The 20,306-nt window shown below is 62.5% G+C and carries 20 protein-coding genes; 8 read left to right on the top strand and 12 right to left on the bottom strand.

Features of this window, described 5'->3' with window-relative positions:
- Nucleotides 1–67: 67 nt before the first annotated feature.
- The 6 genes from AC6I6U_RS31375 to AC6I6U_RS31400 form a co-directional block, all read right to left on the bottom strand.
- Complete coding sequence (locus AC6I6U_RS31375; protein WP_497879804.1) at nt 68–2,518, bottom strand: TonB-dependent siderophore receptor; 2,451 nt, start codon at nt 2,516–2,518, stop codon at nt 68–70.
- A gap of 120 nt (nt 2,519–2,638) precedes the next feature.
- Complete coding sequence (locus AC6I6U_RS31380; protein ID WP_497879805.1) at nt 2,639–3,625, bottom strand: FecR family protein; 987 nt, start codon at nt 3,623–3,625, stop codon at nt 2,639–2,641.
- Nucleotides 3,622–4,197: an RNA polymerase sigma factor gene (locus AC6I6U_RS31385; RefSeq protein ID WP_497883147.1), complete on the bottom strand. Its 576-nt coding sequence runs from the start codon at nt 4,195–4,197 to the stop codon at nt 3,622–3,624. Before AC6I6U_RS31385 ends, AC6I6U_RS31380 begins: the two co-directional genes overlap by 4 nt.
- Before the next feature lie 2 nt (nt 4,198–4,199).
- On the bottom strand, nt 4,200–4,526 hold the full coding sequence (locus AC6I6U_RS31390; protein WP_497879806.1) for a DUF3325 domain-containing protein: 327 nt from the start codon (nt 4,524–4,526) through the stop codon (nt 4,200–4,202).
- Nucleotides 4,526–6,106 (bottom strand): PepSY-associated TM helix domain-containing protein, encoded by a 1,581-nt coding sequence (locus AC6I6U_RS31395; RefSeq protein ID WP_497879807.1) that lies wholly within the window; start codon nt 6,104–6,106, stop codon nt 4,526–4,528. Before AC6I6U_RS31395 ends, AC6I6U_RS31390 begins: the two co-directional genes overlap by 1 nt.
- Nucleotides 6,103–6,405 carry a DUF3649 domain-containing protein gene (locus tag AC6I6U_RS31400; RefSeq protein ID WP_497879808.1) on the bottom strand — a complete coding sequence of 101 codons (303 nt, stop codon included), beginning with the start codon at nt 6,403–6,405 and terminating at the stop codon, nt 6,103–6,105. The genes AC6I6U_RS31395 and AC6I6U_RS31400 overlap by 4 nt, the downstream gene beginning before the upstream one ends.
- A 234-nt stretch (nt 6,406–6,639) precedes the next feature.
- Between AC6I6U_RS31400 and AC6I6U_RS31405 the strand changes: the two genes are divergently transcribed.
- The 3 genes from AC6I6U_RS31405 (at nt 6,640) to fecA (ending at nt 10,543) form a co-directional block, all read left to right on the top strand.
- Complete coding sequence (locus tag AC6I6U_RS31405; protein ID WP_497879809.1) at nt 6,640–7,128, top strand: sigma-70 family RNA polymerase sigma factor; 489 nt, start codon at nt 6,640–6,642, stop codon at nt 7,126–7,128.
- Between the two features lie 8 nt (nt 7,129–7,136).
- Nucleotides 7,137–8,090, top strand: coding sequence for a FecR domain-containing protein (locus AC6I6U_RS31410; RefSeq protein ID WP_497879810.1), 954 nt, complete (start codon nt 7,137–7,139; stop codon nt 8,088–8,090).
- Between the two features lie 98 nt (nt 8,091–8,188).
- The gene (fecA, locus tag AC6I6U_RS31415) at nt 8,189–10,543 is read left to right on the top strand and encodes a TonB-dependent Fe(3+) dicitrate receptor FecA (protein ID WP_497879811.1); all 2,355 of its coding nucleotides are present in this window, start codon (nt 8,189–8,191) and stop codon (nt 10,541–10,543) included.
- 64 nt (nt 10,544–10,607) lie between these two features.
- Here fecA and AC6I6U_RS31420 read toward each other — a convergent pair whose 3' ends face one another.
- Nucleotides 10,608–11,021: an HPF/RaiA family ribosome-associated protein gene (locus AC6I6U_RS31420; protein WP_497879812.1), complete on the bottom strand. Its 414-nt coding sequence runs from the start codon at nt 11,019–11,021 to the stop codon at nt 10,608–10,610.
- Nucleotides 11,022–11,448: 427 nt separating this feature from the next.
- Here AC6I6U_RS31420 and AC6I6U_RS31425 point away from each other — a divergent pair, with 427 nt between their 5' ends.
- Complete coding sequence (locus AC6I6U_RS31425; protein WP_497879813.1) at nt 11,449–11,772, top strand: DUF3509 domain-containing protein; 324 nt, start codon at nt 11,449–11,451, stop codon at nt 11,770–11,772.
- Between the two features lie 165 nt (nt 11,773–11,937).
- On the top strand, nt 11,938–12,282 hold the full coding sequence (locus AC6I6U_RS31430) for a YXWGXW repeat-containing protein (RefSeq protein ID WP_497879814.1): 345 nt from the start codon (nt 11,938–11,940) through the stop codon (nt 12,280–12,282).
- A gap of 26 nt (nt 12,283–12,308) precedes the next feature.
- Here the strand turns inward: AC6I6U_RS31430 and AC6I6U_RS31435 are convergent, their stop codons facing one another.
- On the bottom strand, nt 12,309–12,809 hold the full coding sequence (locus AC6I6U_RS31435; protein ID WP_497879815.1) for a phosphate-starvation-inducible protein PsiE: 501 nt from the start codon (nt 12,807–12,809) through the stop codon (nt 12,309–12,311).
- A gap of 380 nt (nt 12,810–13,189) precedes the next feature.
- Here AC6I6U_RS31435 and AC6I6U_RS31440 point away from each other — a divergent pair, with 380 nt between their 5' ends.
- Entirely contained in the window at nt 13,190–13,456 is a 267-nt protein-coding gene (locus AC6I6U_RS31440; RefSeq protein WP_010445169.1) for a YebG family protein, read from the top strand.
- 9 nt (nt 13,457–13,465) lie between these two features.
- Here the strand turns inward: AC6I6U_RS31440 and AC6I6U_RS31445 are convergent, their stop codons facing one another.
- Nucleotides 13,466–14,485 carry a Leu/Phe/Val dehydrogenase gene (locus tag AC6I6U_RS31445; protein WP_497879816.1) on the bottom strand — a complete coding sequence of 340 codons (1,020 nt, stop codon included), beginning with the start codon at nt 14,483–14,485 and terminating at the stop codon, nt 13,466–13,468.
- 183 nt (nt 14,486–14,668) lie between these two features.
- Here AC6I6U_RS31445 and AC6I6U_RS31450 point away from each other — a divergent pair, with 183 nt between their 5' ends.
- Together AC6I6U_RS31450 and AC6I6U_RS31455 are read left to right on the top strand one after the other, a co-directional pair.
- A complete protein-coding gene (locus AC6I6U_RS31450; RefSeq protein ID WP_497879817.1) occupies nt 14,669–15,472 on the top strand; it encodes a SirB1 family protein in 804 nt (267 codons plus the stop codon).
- Between the two features lie 144 nt (nt 15,473–15,616).
- The gene (locus AC6I6U_RS31455) at nt 15,617–16,972 is read left to right on the top strand and encodes a Fic family protein (protein WP_497883148.1); all 1,356 of its coding nucleotides are present in this window, start codon (nt 15,617–15,619) and stop codon (nt 16,970–16,972) included.
- Nucleotides 16,973–17,016: 44 nt separating this feature from the next.
- Here the strand turns inward: AC6I6U_RS31455 and maiA are convergent, their stop codons facing one another.
- From maiA to hmgA, 3 genes are read right to left on the bottom strand one after another with little or no spacing between them, the layout of a single operon-like run.
- On the bottom strand, nt 17,017–17,655 hold the full coding sequence (gene maiA, locus AC6I6U_RS31460) for a maleylacetoacetate isomerase (protein WP_497879818.1): 639 nt from the start codon (nt 17,653–17,655) through the stop codon (nt 17,017–17,019).
- Between the two features lie 12 nt (nt 17,656–17,667).
- On the bottom strand, nt 17,668–18,972 hold the full coding sequence (gene fahA, locus AC6I6U_RS31465) for a fumarylacetoacetase (RefSeq protein WP_497879819.1): 1,305 nt from the start codon (nt 18,970–18,972) through the stop codon (nt 17,668–17,670).
- Nucleotides 18,973–18,975: 3 nt separating this feature from the next.
- Nucleotides 18,976–20,274 carry a homogentisate 1,2-dioxygenase gene (hmgA, locus tag AC6I6U_RS31470; RefSeq protein WP_497879820.1) on the bottom strand — a complete coding sequence of 433 codons (1,299 nt, stop codon included), beginning with the start codon at nt 20,272–20,274 and terminating at the stop codon, nt 18,976–18,978.
- Nucleotides 20,275–20,306: the final 32 nt, after the last annotated feature.

The following is a 20,306-nucleotide window of genomic DNA, read 5'->3' on the forward strand; positions in this document are numbered from 1 at the left end:
CCGGGAGGACACCGGGAAAGTACCGCTGAATCCTGCCGGGGTATTCATCAGGCCTGGACCAGGCCCCTCAGAACTCCAGGGTGCTGGACAGCGAAACCTGCCGCGCGTCCCCCATGGAGACGAAGACCCGACTGGCCGCCGAGGTGTAGTAGGTCTTGTCGAACAGGTTCTTCACGTTGAACTGGAACTTGACCTTCTGCCCTTCGACCCTGGTGTCGTAGGTCGCGAAGACGTCGGCCACGGTGTAGCCCGGCAGCTCGAAGGTGTTGGCCGCATCACCGGCACGCTCGCCAACGTAGCGGGCACCGGCACCGACGCGCAACTGGTCGCCACCGACAATGGTGCCGAAGTCGTAGACCGCCGACAGCGAGCCGCTGTTCTTTGCCACGTTCTGCAGGTCGTTACCCTGGTAGTTGGCGTCCTTGGTCACCTCGGCATCGGTGTAGGCATAGCTGCCGATGACGCTCCAGTGATCGCTCAACTGGCCACTGACATCCATCTCCAGCCCACGGGAACGCACTTCACCGGCGACGCTGTAGACGTTGGTCAGGCCTTCGGCGACAGTCACCAGCACGTTGCGCTTGTGGATATCGAACAGCGCCGCAGTGGCGGTCACGCGCCCCGGCATGTCGAGCTTCGCGCCCAGTTCCCAGGACTTGGACTCTTCCGGCTCGATCGAGCCGTCGAGGACCAGGCGCTGGGTACCGGTGGTGACCAGCGGGGCGATGGTCGAGTTGGGTTTGAAGGACTCGGTGTAGCTGCCATAGAACGACAGTTCATTGGTGTAGCGGTAGACCAGGCCGTAGCGCGGCGAGAACTTCTGCCCGTTGGTGTTGGTATTGACTTGGAACGGTCGACCCTTGCCGGCATATTCGTCGAAGGTCTCGAAGCGGCCACCAGCAACCAGTATCCACTGGTCATCGAGGTGGATCGAGTCCTGCAGGAAGGCCGCGTCGCTGCGCAGCAGGTCGGTCTGGGCGCTGTCCTTGGCACTGACGGTGGAACCGGCCACTTCACGACCGTACACCGGATCGAGGTAATTGAAGGCGCTGCGCTGGCTCTGGCGGATCAGGTCGGCACGGTAGACCTTGCGGTACTCGTCGTCGAGGCCGAACACCAGGTCATGCTGCATGCCGGCGAGCTGGACCTTGCCTTCGAGGCTGGCGGTGGTGAAACGGTCGGTGGTCAGCGCACCCTGGGTACCGTCCATGCTGCGGGTCAGGGTACCGTTGGCGTTGACCGAGGCGGTACGCACCTGGCTGGCGTCGTAGGTCTCGCGGTTCCAGCTATAGCCGAAATGGGCTTTCCAGTTGTCGTTGAGGTCGTGGTCGGCCTCGAAATGGTAGAGGTCGGAGCGGCCTTCCATGTTGTTGAACGGCTCGTCCAGGCGACGCTCGGCCGGGATATCCAGCGGGTGGTTGGTCTTTGGATCGATAGCGGTGCCGCGGTCGAACGGGGTGAGGAACTCACGGTGCTCGTAGGCGAACAACAGCTTGGTGTTGTCGCCGAACCAGGCCAGGGACGGCGCGATCAGGGTCTCGCGATGGGTACCGTAATTGCGCCAGTAATCCTCGTCTTCATGGTCGACGATCATCCGGTAGGCCAGGTCGCTGTCGCCGATCGCCCCGGTGCTGTCGAGGCTGCCGCCGCTGCCATTCTTCCCCGAACCGTAACTGGAGCCACGAATCGTCACCGCGTTGTACTGCTCCAGCTGGGGTTTCTTGCTGACCAGGTTGACCACCCCGCCCGGATCCTGGATACCGTACAGCAGCGACGCTGGGCCCTTGAGCACTTCGACGCGTTCAGTGGTGGCGTTCAGGGCCCGGCCCTGCACCAGCGGCATGCTGTCGCGCATGATCGAACCGTTACGGTTGTCGCCGAAACCACGGATCATCACCGCATCCTGGGTGCTACCGAGGGTGTTGGCCTGGGTGATACCGCTGATGTTCCTCAGCGCGTCATCCAGGTTACGCGGGGTCTGGTCGCGGATGACCTGGGCCGGGACCACGTTGATGGTCTGCGGGATCTCCTGCAGCGAGGCACTGGAGCGGGCAATCGAGGTGAGTTGCGGTGGCTGGTAGCTGGTACCGCCGCCCTCGACGGGACGGTTGCCATTGATGGTGGTAGCGCCGAGGTTCAACGCACCTTCGGTCGGCAGCGGCTCGAGGGCCAGGGTGTGGGCATCGGTACGACGGAAGGTGAAACCGGAGTTGCCCAGCAGCCGCTGCATGGCCTGTTCAGCACTCAATTGGCCGCTGACCGCAGGGGCCTGCAGGCCGTACGGCGCTTCATCGGTGTAGACCACGCTCAAGCCGGTAACCCGGCTGAAGTCGTTCAGGGCCTGGGGCAGCGGCTTGGCGGCGATGGAAAAGTTGAAGAGCGTGCTGTACTGCGTGCTCGCCTCTGCCGCCTGGGCAACGCTCAACGGCAGCAGGGCCAGCCCCGAAACCGCCAGGGCGGATGCGCCGAGCCACTGTTTGACCGAATTTCCTGCCACCGATTTTGCCCTGGACTTCATGCTTGAGACCCGCGTATGGATACGTCATTAATGCGAATGCATCGTACTTTCACCCACTACACGGATCGCGTTCGGGTTTACCTCATCTCTTTTTTGAAAATATTTTCAGGCCAGAATCAATCAGCGTAAAACGATGACCCGGCCGAGCAGATTGTGCTGCTCGAAACCCAGCACGCCTTGCAGCGAATCCAGCACCGCCTGCGGATCTTTATTCGGGAAACTGCCGCTGACCCGGCGCGCCGCCAGGGCGTCGTTGAACAGCAGGATACGGCCTGGGTAATAGCGCCGCAGGTCATCGACCACCTCGGCCAGCGAGGCCTTGGAGTAGTTCAGCCAGCCCTGGCGCCAGGCCAGTTGCAGCTCGCTGTCCACCGCATGCAGCGGCTGCGCCGTGCCGCCGGCATAAGCCTGTTGCTGGTTGGCGGTAAGCACCTGTTGTGCGGCGCCCTTGCGCGGCGTGACGCCAACTCGGCCAGACAGCACGGTGACCCGCGCCCCCTCGTCCTGCAGACGGACTTCGAACTGGGTCCCCAGCACCCGTGCTTCACCGCCCTTGGCGTCCACCACGAACGGCTCGCCGGTGTGGCTGACACTGAAGAACGCCGAGCCACGACGTAACCGCACATGCCGCTCGCCACCGCTGAAGTCCACGGCGATGGCGCTGTCGGTGTCCAGGGTCACCTCGGAACGATCGGCCAGAGTCACCGTACGCACCTGCCCCGGTGCCGACACATAGTCCGCCCCCAGGTCGTCGAGCCAGCGCTGCGGCTGCCAACCGGCACCGACGGCAATCATCAGCAACAGGCAGGCAGCCATCGCCAACGGCGCGGACCAGCGCCGCAGCGCACTACGACGCGGACGATCCATGGCCCTGAGCAATCCCTGCAGGGCAAAAGCCTCTTCCTCGGCCAGGCGGCTGGCCGGCACCTCGCTGAGTTCCCACAGTACCTGGGCCTGGGCATAGGCCTCGGCATGGGCCGGATCGGCCTGCAGCCAACGGCTGAACAGGGTCTGGTCGGTTCCGCTCGACTGGTCGTGCAGCCGGCTCAACCAGGCCAGCGCGGCCTGTTCCTGATCGGGCGTCACCTGGACGCTGGAACTGTTCATTTCGGTGCATTCCCTGGCGTGCGCGGAGTCTGGGGATCACGAAGGCTGGCCTTGCAGGCTTCGAGGGCGCGCATCATATGTTTTTCCACGGCACTTTGGGACAGGTCCATGGCCTTGGCGATATCGGCGTATTTGCGCCCATGGATCCGGTTCAGCAGGAAAATCTGCCGCGTACGCTCCGGCAGTGCCCGCAATGCCGCCTCGACATGGCGCAGATCGTTACCGGCTTCCAGCGCCGCCTCGGGCGCGAGACTCTCGGTCTGCTGCTCGGGCAGCCAGCCCTCATTGACTCGCACGCGGGCGCCCTCGCTGCGCAAATGGTCGATGGCAATGTTGCCGGCACAGCGCAACAGATAGGTGCTCAGTTCCTCCACCTGCACCAGCGGTCGGCGCCAGAAACGCAGGAACAGGTCCTGCACCAGGTCGGCCGCCGTCGCCCGGCAACCGACCCGTCGGCTGACCAGCGCTTCCATCTGCGAGCGCTGGGAGAGGAATACCCGCAGGAAATGCGCGCGTCCGGCGCTGCTGTCCAGCTCGTTGGCTTCCGGTGATTCGGGCGGCGTCACCATCAGGTTCACGACAACACCACTGCGGCCACCGGCGTGGACAGCAGGCCCAACGCCGCCAACCCGAGTGCCAGGCGCGGGCGATAGGGCAACAGCAGCACCAGAAGCAAGGCGCTGCACATTAGCAGCGCGCACCACTGCACCAAACCCAGGCCCCAGCCGTCACGGGCAACCGCTGGCCACGGCGAGAGCGCCAGCAGGGCCCAGCCAAGCAATCGCAGGCCCAGCCGGCGGCGGGGCGAGGCGGCACGGCCGAGCCAGTCGCGATGATGCCGATCCATCGACAGGCACAGGGCGGCGAATCCCGCATAACACAGCAGCAGAACCAGCAACATCAGCTCACCTCGGTTTCAAGGACTGCGCCAGCAGTTGGACGGGCGCGATCCGTGCGAGGTAGGGAAACAGCCTCCGGGCGAGCGCCCCGCTGCATCCTCCAAGCCGCCCAGGCCAGGAACAGGCCACTGCCCAGGCAGGCCAGGTCGAAGCCGGCCAGGGTCCAGCGTCCCTGCAGCAGATAGCTCGCCAGCCCGCTGCCGGTGCTCAGCCAATCGAGCAGCGGCACACCGGCAAACAGCAGCGCAGCCAGGCCCAGTTGCTCGACCCAGGCGCGCCGGCCGGGGCGCACGGCAGCGTGCAACAGCATCAGGCCCCAGGCGATGAAGAAGCTCTTCACTTCCCAGCCCGAGCGCCCGGCAGCGTCCACCGGCAGCAAGCGGTTGGCCCAGAAGAAAGCCGCCACCGCCAGCACCAGCCCGGCCATGCCGGCAATGTTCAGGACCTCCACCAAGCGCAACTCGAATGGCAGCACACCGCTCTTGGCATGCTTGAGCCGGCGCTTGCCCAGCCAGATCACCAGCCCGGTGCCGATCATCGCCGTGCCGGCCAGGCCACAGGCAAAGTACAGCCAGCGCAACAAGGGTCCGGCGAAGTGCCCCATGTGCAAGCCATAGAAGGTGCCGGCAATCCGTAATGGCAGGCCGGGATGCGGCTCTGCGCTGGTCTGCACACCCGTCGTGCCCTGGAAAACCACCTCGGCGCTCGGGTCATGGGCGATCCCCTCGCCACTGCGCCGCTCCAGCGTTACCGTGGCATTACCATCACTTGGGTTGCTCACATCCACGCTGCCGATCTGCGCCCCGCCCCATTGCGCAGCGGCCTTGTCGAACATCGGCGCAAATGCCGCGAGCGTGCCGGGCTGGCCGGACGGCTCCGGAAGGTCGGCCGAGGGATAGACCTCGCTGAAGAATGCCCCCGGCGTGTCATAGCTGGCCCGGATACCCGCCGGCATGACCATCGTCATGAAGATCACCAGGCTGCTGTAGGTGATCATCAGGTGGAACGGCAACACCAGCACACCCACCGCGTTATGCCCATCGAGCCAACTGCGCTGGCCCTTGCGCGGGCGGAAGGTAAAGAAGTCCTTGAAGATTTTCTTGTGGGTGATGATCCCGCTGATCAGCGCGACGAACATCAGCATCGCCGCCGCCGTCGCCAGCCAGCGCCCCCATGGGTAGGGCATCTGCAACTGGAAGTGAAAACGATAGAAGAACTCGCCACCACGGGTATCGCGGGCCTGCAGTTCGGCGCCCGTGTTCGGGTCCAGGCGCTTCTGGCGGAAATCCTCCTCGCCCGGAACCAGCCATGCCAACGACAACACCGGCTCGCGGGCATCCGGCAGCTCGATGTACCAGCGCGAGGCATTCGGCGCCTCGCGCGACAGGTAGGCCCTGGCCAGCTCGGCGCTGGCCTTGCCGTCAGCCGCCTGGGCATGGATCTCCGGCTGCATCCACAGGCTGATCTCATCCTTGAAATAGGACAGCGTGCCAGTCAGGAAAATCGCGAACAGCAGCCAGCCGAAAACCAATCCAGTCCAGGTGTGCAACCAGGCCATGGCCTGGCGGAAGCCTTCCTTCATGGGCGGGCCATCCACTGCAGCAGCGCCGGCACGCCGAACAGCGCCGCGGGCAGCAGCAGGCCAAGCCAGGCCCGCCAGGCGCTACGGCAGGCAAAGCACCAGATCACCGCCAGCAGGTAGACCAGGAACGACAGCATCATGCCGCTGACCACCGCATCCACCTTCGCCATCGGCAACCAGAGTGCCAGGCACACGCTCGCCAGCGAAGCCAGCCCGTAGCCGCCCAGCAGCGCGGCAAATACCCGTGACGTGACGGCCAGACGATAGGAGACGGACAGCCCGCCGGTGCTGCTTTTCATGGACCAACCTTGGAAGCACGAGGAAATGGGTGACAGGAACTCGAGGAAAGCAGCGACACCCGACTGCGAACAATCGCGCAATATTAATGATAAATATTCTCATACGCAAAAGACGCCGACGAATATCTCCAGCGCCGCGGGTCGGGGTGGATTGCCGAATGACGTGGCCGGACCTTACAATGCGAACAATTCTTGTTCTCTTACGCATCCACAGCAGTTGCCGGAGTGCCAGCGGTGCCCCACGCACAGACCGTCGAAGTCCTCTATCACGCCCACCACGGCTGGCTCACCGGCTGGTTGCGGCGACGGCTCGGCTGCCCGGAAAATGCCGCGGACCTGGCCCAGGACACCTTTATCAAGGTGCTGGCAGCGCGGGAAACGCCGCAGATCATCGAGCCCCGCGCATTCCTGACAACCATCGCCAAGCGCGTGCTGTTCAACCATTACCGACGCCAGGATCTGGAACGCGCCTACCTGGAAACCCTGGCGCAGTTCCCGCAGTTGCTCGCCCCGTCCGAGGAAGAGAAGGCAATCATCCTGCAGACCCTGGTCGAGCTGGACCAGTTGCTCGACGGCCTGCCCCGCCAGGTAAAACGTGCGTTCCTGCTGTCCCAGGTCGACGGCCTGGGCCATGGCGCCATCGCTACCGAACTGGGCATCTCGATCGCCACCGTCAAGCGGCACCTGACCAAGGCAGCGATGCGCTGCTACTTCGCCCTGTGAGGTCGTCGATGCCAGGCCCGGCGGACTTTTCCAGCCAGGTCGCCGAGCAGGCGGTGCACTGGCTGATGGAAATCCAGGATGGCCCGCTCGACCCGCGCCGGCAGCAGGCCCTGCAGCAATGGCTGGCCGCCCATAGTGAGCACCAGCGGGCGTGGGAGCATATCCAGCGGGTCAATCAACGACTGCGCGGGCTGTCCTCGCCGCTGGCACATGCCGCGCTGAATGCACCACGCAGCCAGGGCCGGCGCCAGGCGCTCAAGCTTCTGTTGCTGTTGGGCGCCGGTTCAGCACTGGGCTGGGGCTTTCGCGAGCACAATCCGCTTGTGCCGCTATTGGCCGACTACCGCACTTCGGTCGGACAACGGCGCAAGGTACAACTGGCCGACGGCAGCCAATTGCAGCTCAATACCGGCAGTGCCGTCGATGTGCGTTTCGATGCCGGGCAACGGCTGGTCCGCCTGCTCGAAGGGCAGATCCTGCTGACCGCAGCGGCGGACAACCGGCCACTGCTGCTCGCTACCGGCCAGGGCATAACCCGCATGCAAGAGGCGCGGATCGACGTCCGGCAAGGACGCGATCACACGCTGTTGGCGGTGCTCGATGGACAGGTCGAAGTGCGCCCCACCGATTGGAGCGGCGCGCCGCTGCGGCTGCCGAAGAACCAGCAGCTGCGCTTCAGCCGCCAGGGCTGGGAGGCACCGCAAGCCGTCGAGGCCGGCAGCGGCGCCTGGACCGAAGGCATGCTGGTGGCCGCCCATATGCGCCTGGCGGACTTCCTCGATGAACTGGCTCGCTATCGGCGCGGACAACTGCACTGCGATCCCCAGGTGGCGAACCTGCTGATTTCCGGCAGCTACCCGCTGGACGACAGCGAGCGCATTCTCGACCTGCTGGAAATCAGCCTGCCGGTGCGGATACGGCGGTTCACCCGCTACTGGATCAACGTCGAAGCGCGAGCCTGAAGCTGCCGCAAAAAATAATCGAAAAAGAGTGAGCCGTTTTTCCAGTGTCGCGTGACAGAGAAGGAAAGCCACCTTGACCTCACTTCTCAGGATCCCCCATGCCCTCTCAACCGTCCCGTCTCACGCCCGTCGCCCGCTCCCTGCGTTTCCTGCTGCTCGGCGCCAGCCTGAGCCTGGGGAGCCTGGCCTTCGCCGATGAAGCCCCGGCCCGGCATTACCAGATCGCGCCGACCTCGCTGGAAAATGCCCTCAACCAGTTCGGACGCCAGTCCGGCGTGCTGATTTCCTTCGGTTCCCAAGTCACCGGCAACCTGCAAAGCCATGGCCTGGACGGAAACTACAGCACCGCCGATGGGCTCGCCGCCCTGCTCGAAGGCACCGGCCTGCAAGCCCGCGATGAAGGCAACAACGCTTTCAGCCTGCAACCGGCCACCGCTGCTGCCGGTCAGACGACACTGGAGCTGGGTACCTCGACCGTGGTCGGCGACTGGCTCGGCTCCGCCGAACAAGCCAATGTCTTCGAGCACCCTGGCGCCCGTGACGTGATCCGTCGCGAAGAGTTCGAACGCCAGGGCGCCACCCAGGCACGCGATGTGCTCAATCGCATCCCCGGCGTCAACGCCCCGGAAAACAACGGTACCGGCAGCCATGACATGGCGCTCAACTTCGGTATCCGCGGCCTCAATCCACGGTTGGCCTCGCGCTCGACCGTGCTGATGGACGGCATCCCGGTACCGTTCGCACCCTACGGCCAGCCGCAACTGTCATTCGCTCCGATAAGCATGGGCAACATGGATGCGGTCGACGTGGTCCGTGGTGGCGGCGCGGTACGCTACGGTCCACAGAACGTCGGTGGCATCGTCAACTTCGTGACCCGCGCGATTCCAGATGCTCCGACCGTCAAGGGCGGTTTCCAGACCGAAGTCAGCCCATCCTCCACCCAGGACGGCTTCAAGCGCACCGGCAACCTGCTGGCCGGCGGCACCGCCGACAACGGCCTCGGCGGTGCCCTGCTGTACTCCGGCACACGCGGCAGCGACTGGCGCGAACATAGCGATACCGAGATCGACGACCTGATCCTCAAGGGCAAGTACCAGCTCGACGACGCCAACAGCTTCACCGCCATGGCCCAGTATTACGAAGGCAAGGCCGACATGCCCGGCGGCCTGAGCAGCGCCGCCTATGAGGCCGACCCGTACCAGTCGACCCGCCTGAAGGACAGCTTCTGGGGCCGGCGGACGATGTTCGACTTCGGCTACCGCTACCAGCAGGATCGCCGTGAATTCACCGTGAACAGTTTCTTCACCAAGACCCTGCGCAGCGGTTACCTGGACCAGGGCACCTTCCTTTCCCTGTCCCCCCGCGAGTACTGGGTGCGTGGTGTGGAAACCCGCTTCAGCCAGGGCTTCGACCTCGGCGACACGGTGCACGAGCTGGGCGTCGGCTACCGCTACATCAACGAAGCCGGGCATGAACTGCGCTATCGCACGCCGATCGCGACCAACCAGGTCTTTCCCGACACCAACAGCCGCAACGACCGCGATACCCGTGGCGCCACCGAGGCCCATGCATTCTTCATCGATGACCGCATCGATATCGGCAAGTGGACCTTCACTCCCGGCATCCGCTACGAGATGATCAACACCCAGCAGAACAACAACCTGACCCACGTGAAATACCAGGGCAACTACAACACCGCCCTGCCCGCCCTGAACGTGCTGTATCACCTGAATGAAAGCTGGAACCTCTACGCCAACACCGAGGGTTCGTTCGGCAGCGTGCAGTACAGCCAGATGCCCAACCGGGTCGCCGGCGGCGAGGTGAAACCGGAGAAGGCCCGGACCTGGGAAATCGGTACCCGCTACGACAACGGCAACCTGCGTGCGGAAATCGGTGCGTTCCTGATCAACTTCGACAACCAGTACGACAGCAACCAGACCAACGACACGGTGATTGCCCGTGGCGAGACCCGTCACCAGGGCATCGAAACCAGCGTCAAATATGCCCTGGACGGGCTGAGCCCGGCGCTGGCGGGCTTCGATGTCTACGCGACCTATGCCTACGTCGACGCGACCATCCGCGAAGACGGACCGAACAAGGGCAACCGCGTGCCGTTCTCCTCCAAGCACAAGGGCACCCTGGGGATCGGTTACACCGAAGGCCCGTGGAAGCTGAACCTGGACAGCAGCTACCAGAGCAGCCAGTTCGCCGACAACGCCAACACCTCGGCCGAGAGTGCCGACGGCAGCACCGGGCGGATCCCCGGCTACATGCTGTTCAGCAGCCGCGCGGCCTACGACTTCGGCCCGCAACTGTCGGACCTGAACGTCGCGGTGGGGGTGAAGAACATCTTCAACCACCAGTACTTCACCCGCTCGTTCGACGACAACAACAAGGGCAAGTACGTGGGTGAGCCGCGTACGGTGTACCTGCAAACCTCCGTGGCGTTCTGATTCCCGATTACGCCGCAAAAAAAGGGCCTGCAAATGCAGGCCCGTTTTTCTTCAGCGCTGACGATCAGCCATTGGCGGCCAGGCGTACGCGCTCTTTTTCTTCAAATTCCTCTTCCAGAAGGGCATCTCCCAGGTCACGGCGCTCGCCCCTGACCACTGCGGCGCGCTTGGCCGCCAGTTTGCCGAACAGGTGTTCCAATGCATGTTCCAGCTTGCTGGACGCCCCGTCGATCGCCTGTTCCAGCGTATCGGCCTTATGGGTGACGGAAATCGGTTGGCGGCCCTTTGGCCGGGCTTCGATCTGGCAACGAATATCGTGGGGGCCGGGCTTTTCGCCGTTCTCATCCCCAAGGTGGACCTCGACGCGGGTCAGGTCGTCTTCGTAGCGTTCGAGCGTGCTCTCAACGGTAGTACGTACCCACTCCTCCAGTCGGTTGCTGCTTTGAATATGGTTATCACTATTGACTTGGATTTGCATAGTTCTTCCCTTATTTCAGCTAGCTCGCAAGAGGTTCGCCGCACCGCTGGAGGCAGTGCGAAACGTCGCCTCTTGGTTACAGAGTTGGGCAGCTGGAAAAACAATTCAAGCCCTTTGAAAAGATAATTTTTTTCCGACAAAAAAGCCGGACAAGCCGCAAAAGCACTGGTATGGTCGGGAATTGGGTCAGGGCTCGATGCTGTAATTTCCTGATACAACACCCCTCGGAAACACGGCACGGATCAACTTTCCTCGCTCTCTCGAACGCCCTGCCCTCGAATCGGCACAGGGCTTGCTTCGTCATTCATGAGTTCGACGGTTACGGCATGAGGCCAGTACCGCCGGGCTGCCGACGGTCCGGAATAACGAACCAATCCGGAGCACAGGTAGTCAATGTCTGCATGTTTCGATCAGAGCGGTGAAAACCATGGACAATCCCTTTCAGTTGATCAACGACGCGTTCCAACCCGAGTACCGGGTCAACCTGAGCTTGCAAGGCCTGGATGGCCGCATCCTGTTGACCCTGTCCAATGCCGACGGGGTGGTCGCCAAGCGAATGATCAGCCCGGCGCAACGCAACGATCCGCAGCGCCTGAAACGCCTGATCCAGAGCGTGCAGTTCGGCATTGCCATCGAGCAGGGCCATAGCGCGCTGGAAATCCTCACCGCCATGACCGATGACGACAACCTCAAGCTGCTGGCCCGCCCTGCGCAAGCCTCCCGGCCAGAGCTTCGCTACGTGGCGATCTAGACCTTCCACTCCCGCCCGACAAACGGCATAGGATACGAAACAAAGAGCCTGCGGATTCAGCCAACGGACAGACACATGCTGTTACAACCATTCTAGCGGCCGCCATTCGCGGCCCTGAGGTTCAACTACAGACATGCCATGCCAGGAAGAATCCGAGGAGGTCTGATGTTTTTTCGTTATGCCGTATTGGCAATCGCTGTAGCGGCCGCATCGGGCTGCGTGCAGGAACGGGTGGTACGTGAGCGCCCGGTGATCGTTGAACGCCCGGCGCCAGTCAGGTACGTCGAGGTGGTGGCACCACAACCGCCGCCGCAGCAAATCATCGAGGTGGAGCCAGCCTACCGTCCGGGCTTCGTCTGGGCCCGCGGCTACTGGCATTGGGATGGTCATCGCTATGTGGCGATGCACGGTCACTGGGAACCGGTGCGCCCCGGCTATCGCTACGTGCACCCGCACTGGGAACAGCATAGCGATGGCTGGCACCTGCGGGCGGGGATGTGGATCAACTGATCCACTTCATACCCTGAGGGGCGGGCTCAGAGCTCGCCCTTCTCCACTTCCGGATGTTCGGCGGAGCCCTCGCCGACCTTGCGTTGCGGGTGTTCGATCTTCACCGACGGGAACTGCGACGAGGCATAACGCACCACCAGGATCGCGAACGCCAGCAGCAGGATCGCCCCGGACAGGTAGACCACGCCCATGTCCGGCGGGTTGTGGTGCGACACGTTGGAGATCAGCAGGCGGGTCAACGCGGTAATCGCCACGTAGATCAGGAAGCGCACCGGCATGTGGTTGGTCTTGAAGTAGATCCCGACCATTGCGCCCAATTCGAGATAAATGAACAGCAGCAGGATGTCGTCGATCTTGATGTGTCCCTCGTCGATCATCACCAGGAACTCCATCACCGCCGCCCAGGCGGTAACCCCGCCAATGGCGAACAACGCCAGGTAATGGAAGGACTCGACGAACAGGTTGCCCAGGGACTCGGCCACCTGATGCACGTTTTGCCGCAGTTTCTCGGCCCAATTGATTTTCACGGTGCGGTCCTTAGATCGGCTTGATCGGATGATGCGGGTTGAAGGTGACTGTTTCACTGCTGGCAATGCCATGCAGAAAAAAGGCCAGAAGTTGCCATGAGATGGTCGCCACAGCCTTTGAGGCACGCCGCTTTTCTTGTGGGAGCCGGCTTGCTGGCGAGAGCGGTTGTAAAGGCGTCCTGGATATTACTGAATAGCCGCCATGCGGCGGATCGCCAGCAAGCCGGCTCCCACAAGGTGAACGCGCCCTGACAAAACCTGAAACCGGTCTACATTAAAAAGCCACTATCCAAACCTTCGGGATTGGCTTATTCTCAACACTGTATATGAATACAGTAATCGTACAAGACAACCTATCGAGAAGGCATGTGAGGTGGTAAATGGCCGTCGAAGTGGTATACCGCAGCAGCCGAGATCTGGAGCGTTTGTTCATGGATAAAGCCGAAGCTGATCGTCATGACAAAATGCTCGAACTGGCCGAGTTGCTGGCTGAAGTCCTGCAAAAAGCCGTACCTTCGCTGAGCGAACAGCAGGTGGAAGAAGCCGGTATCTACATGGCGAAGAATCGCGATGTATTTGCCAAGGCGTTCAAGAGCCAACCGGATGCATTGGCCGAGCTGCTTTCGGCCCCGGCGGACGCCGAGTAACGAAGCGCCTCAGCGGTACAGCAGGCGTTCCGCCAACTCGTCTGCTACCCGCGCCGGCGAACGTTTTTCCGCCTGGGCATGGGCAAAGACTTCGGTCAGCCGCACAGCAATCCGTGACAGGTGCGCGGTGATGTTCGGCAGCTCCTCGCCATGGTGCCTGAGAGCCACGTAGATCAAGCCTCCGGAATTGATCACGTAGTCTGGCGCATAGAGAATGCCGCGCTTTTCCAACTGATCGGCAACGTTCAGGTTGGTCAATTGCGTATTGGCAGAGCCGGCCACTGCCGCGCAACGCAATTGCATCACGCTCTGGCTGGTCAGGATATTGCCCAGGCCACAAGGCGCGAAGATATCGCAGGGCGTACTGATCAGCGCCTCGGTCGAAACCGGATGGGCGCCCAGTTGTTCCATCGCCAGTTGTACCTTGCCCCGATCGTTATCGCTGACCAGCAGTTCCGCACCGACTGCGTGCAACTGTTCGGCCAGGGCATAACCGACATTGCCCAGCCCCTGCACCGCTACACGCAAGCCTTCGAGATTGTCGCTGCCAAGGCGCGCCATGGCCGTGGCCCGAATGCCGGCGAATACCCCCAGGGCCGCATACGGCGAAGGGTCGCCCGCACTGGTGGTGCTGGTGACGTGCCGGGTGTATTGGGCGATGCAATCCATGTCGGCGATGGAGGTGCCGCTGTCGATCGCGGTGATGTAGCGGCCGTCGAGTTGCTCGATGCAACGCCCGAAGGCCTCGAACAGTGCCGCCCGGCTTTCGACATGGGCAGGACGGACGATCACCGCCTTGCCGCCGCCCACCGGCAGCCCGGCGAGGGCCGCCTTGTAGCTCATGCCCTGGGCCAGGCGGATGGCATCGGTCATGGCGGATTCGTCGTCAGGATAGGCCAGGTAACGACAACCACCCAGCGCCGGTCCCAGGCGACGGTTGTGGATGGCAATCACCGCCTTCAATCCGGTCACCGGGTCGACGCTGAGGTGCAGCGATTCAAGGCGAGTGCTTTGCATGAGAGCAAACATCAAATAGCCCCCTGATCACTTCTTGTACACAGCGAGTATAGGCTTCGCCGTAAAAAACGCCGAAGTGCCGCGGAATAAGCCGGCGCGCGTTGCAGGCGTTATGGCATAACCCAAGGTGGCTATCGATGCCACTGGACGAAATCTCGCCACGGCGCTAAAACGGAATCTCTGCCGGAGATTTCGATGAATTCCCGCCAAGCCTTTTTTGCCTGCCTGGAGCGCACACCGCCTGCGGTGTTTGAAGCGGCCCTGTGGATCGCCGCCGAACATGATCCCAAGTGCCAGCCCGAGCATCTGCTGCGCGAGTTCAAGGACCTGCAGCAACGAGTCAGCGCGGGGTTGCCGATGCTGCCGGTCAGCGAACTGGCGCAACCGCTGCTGCGGCGGATGAACGAACTGGGTTTCCAGCAGGATGAATTCACGCCGCTACGGCCCCATGCGGCATTGCTAGACAAGGTTCTGCAACGTCGTCGCGGGCAGCCACTGGTACTGGCACTGATCGCCCTGGAGCTGGCTCGTGGCCTGGAAATCCCGCTGGTCGGAATCAACTTCCCCGGACATTTCCTGCTGCGGGTGCCTGGAGCCGATCACCTGCTCGACCCCTGTGGCGGCCGCCGCCTCTATCCCAACGATTGCCGTGAGCTGTTGAGCCGCCAATATGGCCCGGGCATGCAACTGGGCGCCGAGCACATGCAGACCGCGACACCCCTGGAGATGCTCCAGCGCCTGTCGCGCAACCTGCGGCAGTTGCACCTGGCCAATGACGACTTCCTCGCCGGCCTGCGCGATGCCGAGCGAGTGCTTGAACTGGGCCAGGGCAACGCCAGCGATTACCTCGCCCGCGCCAGCCTGTACCAGAAACTGGACTGTCCACGCGCCGAGCGCCACGACCTGGAACGGGCCCTGCTGCTCAGTGACGACCCGATCCAACGCCTGCGTCTGACAGAACGGCTGGGGCGGCTGCCGCCGGATACCGTCATGCATTAGAGAGATGCCCTCTGCACAAAGACCATTGCCATCCTGTGTCGCGAAGAAGCTCAGCAGCACGTTACATTTCATTTTTTCGCTTTATTGAAATGAACCCCTCTCATCGCTATGCTCATTTCAAATTAGAGATTTTTTGAAATGAGCATGATCAAAGCTCCGCCACCGCCGATAGACAATCCTTTCGCAACTCTCATCAAGCAGCACTTGGAGATGGTGGAGGTGTATTTGGAGTTGGCCCAGGCAGTCGACTCCAAGGGACGCTATCAGCATTTCGACGAACTCCGTTTTCGCCTGCCCAAGGGTGTCGATCCACAACTGGCCTGGGCTATCGTCAAGTTCGAGCGCCAAAAACAACAGAGAACAGCAGTCTCGCTGGGCGAACCGGCACTCAATTGTCCCCTTTTCCATACACCAGCAATGCATATCGCCATTTCCGCCTGCGACCAGAACACGACTACCGCTGCCCTGGAATGGATGTGTTCGAAAATTGGTGAGGAAAAGCACCTGCAGTACCTGCTCAAGGATCTCATCGAAGACGAAGCGATCAGCAGCAGTCAACTGGAAGGCGCAGCCACCACCACAAAGGCGGCCAAGGAACTGTTGAAGCGGGCACGGGGCCCCAGGACGCCTGATGAAAAAATGATCATCGGCAACTTCAAGATGATGAAGCTGGCCTGGGAGTGCAGGGATCGTGAACTCTCGCTGGAGCTGATTACAGAACTACATCAGGCCGGGGTCGAAGGCATAGACGACGAACACTACTACCCCGGCGCACTGAGGAATGACGACAACATTGTCATCGAGGATGGCAGGGGCGATGTGGTGCACCAACCACCTCCTGCGAAAAATCTCGCTATACGCCTTCGTCTGATATGCGAATGGATCAACACCAACCATTCGGACATGAACAATCTCAATTACATTCACCCGCTCGTGAAGGCGATCACTCTTCACTTCGCGATAGGTTTCGAGCATCCGTTCCATGATGGTAACGGCCGAGTCGCCAGGTCGTTGTTCTACTGGTATCTGTTCAAAAAGGGATTCGGGGCCTTCCGCTACATCGCCATCAGCACGTTGCTCAAAGCTGCCCCGATCCAATATGGAAAGAGCTACCTGTACACCGAAACGGACGACATGGACCTTACGTACTTCGTTGACTACCAGTGCCGTGTCATCACCCGTGCCATCGGAGAATTCAAGAAAACCTACGAGGCTACCGTCGAATCGATGACCCGGTTCAACACATTCCTGTACGAGTCCGGTCTCTACGCGAAGCTCTCGGAAAAGCAGCGGGTGGTTTTCAATGTCGCAAAATCCGGCACGGCTCAGCAATTCACCGTCACGGGCGTGAAAGACAACCTCGGTTGCGCCTACAACACGGCGGCAGCGGTATTGAGCGGCCTGGTCGACTTGAAGTTGTTCATGAAGCGCAAAGTGGGCAATGAATGGATTTATGAAATGATCGATGCCACATCCATCCAGAAAAACTGGAAGGCATGAAGCAGGCCCCGATCAGGAACATCGGGGCCCACAGATGGCACTCCTCAGGCCGGAGTATCCGGCTGATTCGCCGGATGCGCCTGAGCAAACGCCGGATGCTGCTGCGCCAGCGCCGCAACCCGACGGATACGCGGGTAGGCATCAAGCGCCACCTTGAAGCGCTCCGCCGCGTACAACTGCGGAATCAGGTAGACGTCGGCAAGCCCCGGCTCGCTGCCGAAACAGTAACCGATGTCGCCGATCAATTGTTCAACCGCCGCCAGCCCCTGGCTGATCCAGTGTCCGATCCACGCCTGCACCTGCTGTTCGTCGTGCCCCAACTGACGCAGTTGGTTGAGTACGCTGACGTTATGCAACGGATGGATATCGCAACCGATCAACGCCGCCACCGCCCGCTCCTGCGCCCGGGTCGCCAGTTCGCGGGACAACAGCGGCACCTGGGGATAACGCTCCTCCAGGAACTCGATGATCGCCGGCGACTGGGTCAGCAGGTGGCCGGCATCGGTCCGCAGTGCGGGCACCCGTCCCTGGGGATTGAGCGCCAGGTATTCGGGCTGGCGATGTTCACCGCCGCCCGGCGCGATCAGGTTGACCGGCTGCGCGTGGTAGTCCAGCCCCTTGAGCGCCAGGGCAATTCGTACCCGGTAGGACGAGGTCGAACGGTAGTAGGTGTAAAGCTCCATGGCTCGCTCCTCTCAACGCGCCGGCAGGATCCTGCCGCGGCATTCGCCAAACCCGATGGAAGCGAAACCTTCGCGACGGCAGCGGGCCCGCAGGATGATTTCGTCGCCATCCTCGAGGAAGCGGCGCACTTCGCCCGAGGGCAGTTCCACCGGTTTCTTGCCGCCCTCGGTGATCTCCAGCAGGCTGCCGAACTGCCCGGCCTCAGGGCCGGACAAGGTGCCCGAACCGAACAGGTCGCCGGCCTGCAACTGGCAGCCGTTGACGCTGTGGTGCGCAACCATCTGCGCCACGGTCCAGTACATATGGCGGGTGTTGCTCAAGGTCAGGCGTTGCGGCGGCAGTTGCTGTTCACGCATGGCCTCGGTCAGCAGCAGCACTTCCAGTTCGATATCGAAGGCGCCAGCTTCCTGGTCCCGCTGGTCGAGCAGGTACGGGAGCGGCTGCGGGTCGCCAGCGGGACGCGCCGGCTGAGGCTTGCGGAACGGTTCCAGGGCCTCGGCGGTCACCACCCAGGGCGAGACGCTGGTGATGAAACTCTTCGACAGGAACGGCCCCAGCGGCTGGTATTCCCAGGCCTGCACATCACGCGCCGACCAGTCATTGAGCAGGCAATAGCCGGCGATGTGCTCGGCCGCTTCGCCGATGGCGATCGAGTCGCCCATGGCATTGCCCTGGCCAATCCAGATGCCCAGTTCCAGCTCATAGTCGAGCCGGGCGCACGGGCCGAACACCGGCTCGCTCTGCCCAGCCGGCAGGGTCTGGCCCTTGGGACGGCGTACATCAGTGCCGGACGGGCGCACGGTCGAGGCGCGGCCGTGATAGCCGATTGGCACATGCTTGTAGTTGGGCAACAGCGGATTGTCGGGACGGAACAGCTTGCCGACGTTCTGCGCGTGTTCGATGCCGACGTAGAAGTCGGTGTAGTCGCCGATCCTTGCCGGCAGGTGCATGACGCAGTCCGCCGCCAGCGGTAGCAACCTGGCCCCTTCGGCTTCGATGCGGCCACGCAGGCTGCTGTTTTCCTCGAACAGTTCCAGCAGTCGCTGGCGCAAGGCCTGGCGCGTGCTGCTGCCAAGTTCGAAGAAGGCATTCAGTTGGCCGCCACGGGTGGCTTCGACCGCGGCCTTGGCCGCACCATCGAACAGGCCGATGTCCAGCGCGGCCTGCAGGTCGAAGATGTGTTCGCCGATCGCCACGCCACTGCGTGGGGCCGATCCGTGCTGGCTGAAGATGCCCAGCGGCAGGTTCTGCAACGGAAAATCGGCATGCCCGTTGGCGGATGCGACCCAGCTGCGCGCAAGGTTGGGTTGAGTCATGGGTTATCTCCGATCCGGGGTGAAGGTGTTGGGCAGGCTCGCCCAACAGACGTCGTAAGTGTTCTGCAACTGCGGGCAGTCGAGGGCGAAGCGGCTCGGGCGCAGCACCTGGCTGGTCTCGAACATGAAGGCCATGGTGTTGTCGATCTTGCTCGGCGCCAGTTCGGCGGCGATCGCCTTGCTGCAGGTCTCGCCGTCCGGCCCATGAGCGCTCATGCAACTGTGCAGGGACGCGCCGCCCGGCAGGAAACCTTCGGCCTTGGCATCGTAGGCGCCCTGGATCAGCCCCATGAACTCGTTCATCAGGTTGCGGTGGAACCATGGCGGACGGAAGGTGTTCTCGGCCACCATCCAGCGCGGCGGGAAGATCACGAAGTCGAGGTTGGCCATGCCCGGCACGCTGGTCGGCGAGGTCAATACGGTGAAAATCGATGGGTCCGGGTGGTCGAAACTGACCGTGCCGATGGTATTGAAACGCCGCAGGTCGTATTTGTACGGCACGTTGTTGCCGTGCCAGGCGACCACGTTCAGCGGCGAATGATCCAGCTCGCAGCCCCACAGTTCGCCAAGGAACTTCTGCACCAGGGTGGTCGGCTGCCGGTGGTCTTCGTAATGGGCCACGGGCGCAAGGAAGTCGCGCGGGTTGGCCAGACCGTTGCTGCCAATAGGACCGAGGTCCGGCAAGCGCAGCGGCGCGCCGTGGTTCTCGGCGACGTAGCCACGGGCCTGGGCATCGAGCAGTTCGACGCGGAATTTCATGCCTCGGGGGATCACGGCGATTTCCAGCGGTTCGAGTTCCAGCACGCCCAGTTCGGTGGCGATGCGCAGGCGCCCCTGTTCGGGCACCAGCAGCAGCTCGCCGTCGGCGTTGAAGAACACCCGCTCCATCGAACGGTTGGCGCAATAGTTGTAGATGCTGATGCCGGCCGGTTTTTCCGCAGCCGAGTTGGCGGCCATGCCTACCAGGCCATCGATGAAATCCGTGGGCTGCTGCGCAATCGGCAACGGGTTCCAGCGCAGGCGGTTGGGCGTGATCTCGCCCAAGGGGCCGCCAGCCAGTTGCCGCTCGAGCTTGACGAACGCCGGGTGATTGGCCGAAGGCTGGATGCGATACAGCCAGGTCCGCCGGGCTTCGCTGCGGGACATGGTGAACGCGGTGCCGGACAACAGTTCGGTGTAGAGCCCGTAGGGGGCTTTCTGCGGTGAGTTCTGGCCGACCGGCAGCGCGCCGGGCAGCGCCTCGCTGCTGAATTCGTTACCGAAGCCGGACTGATAGGCCAGCGTCGTCGCGTCGAGGTTCATGGAGCCTCCTGGTGGAGTGGACCCGTGCCAGC

The organism is Pseudomonas sp. UTLPPB19802 (assembly GCF_059730225.1).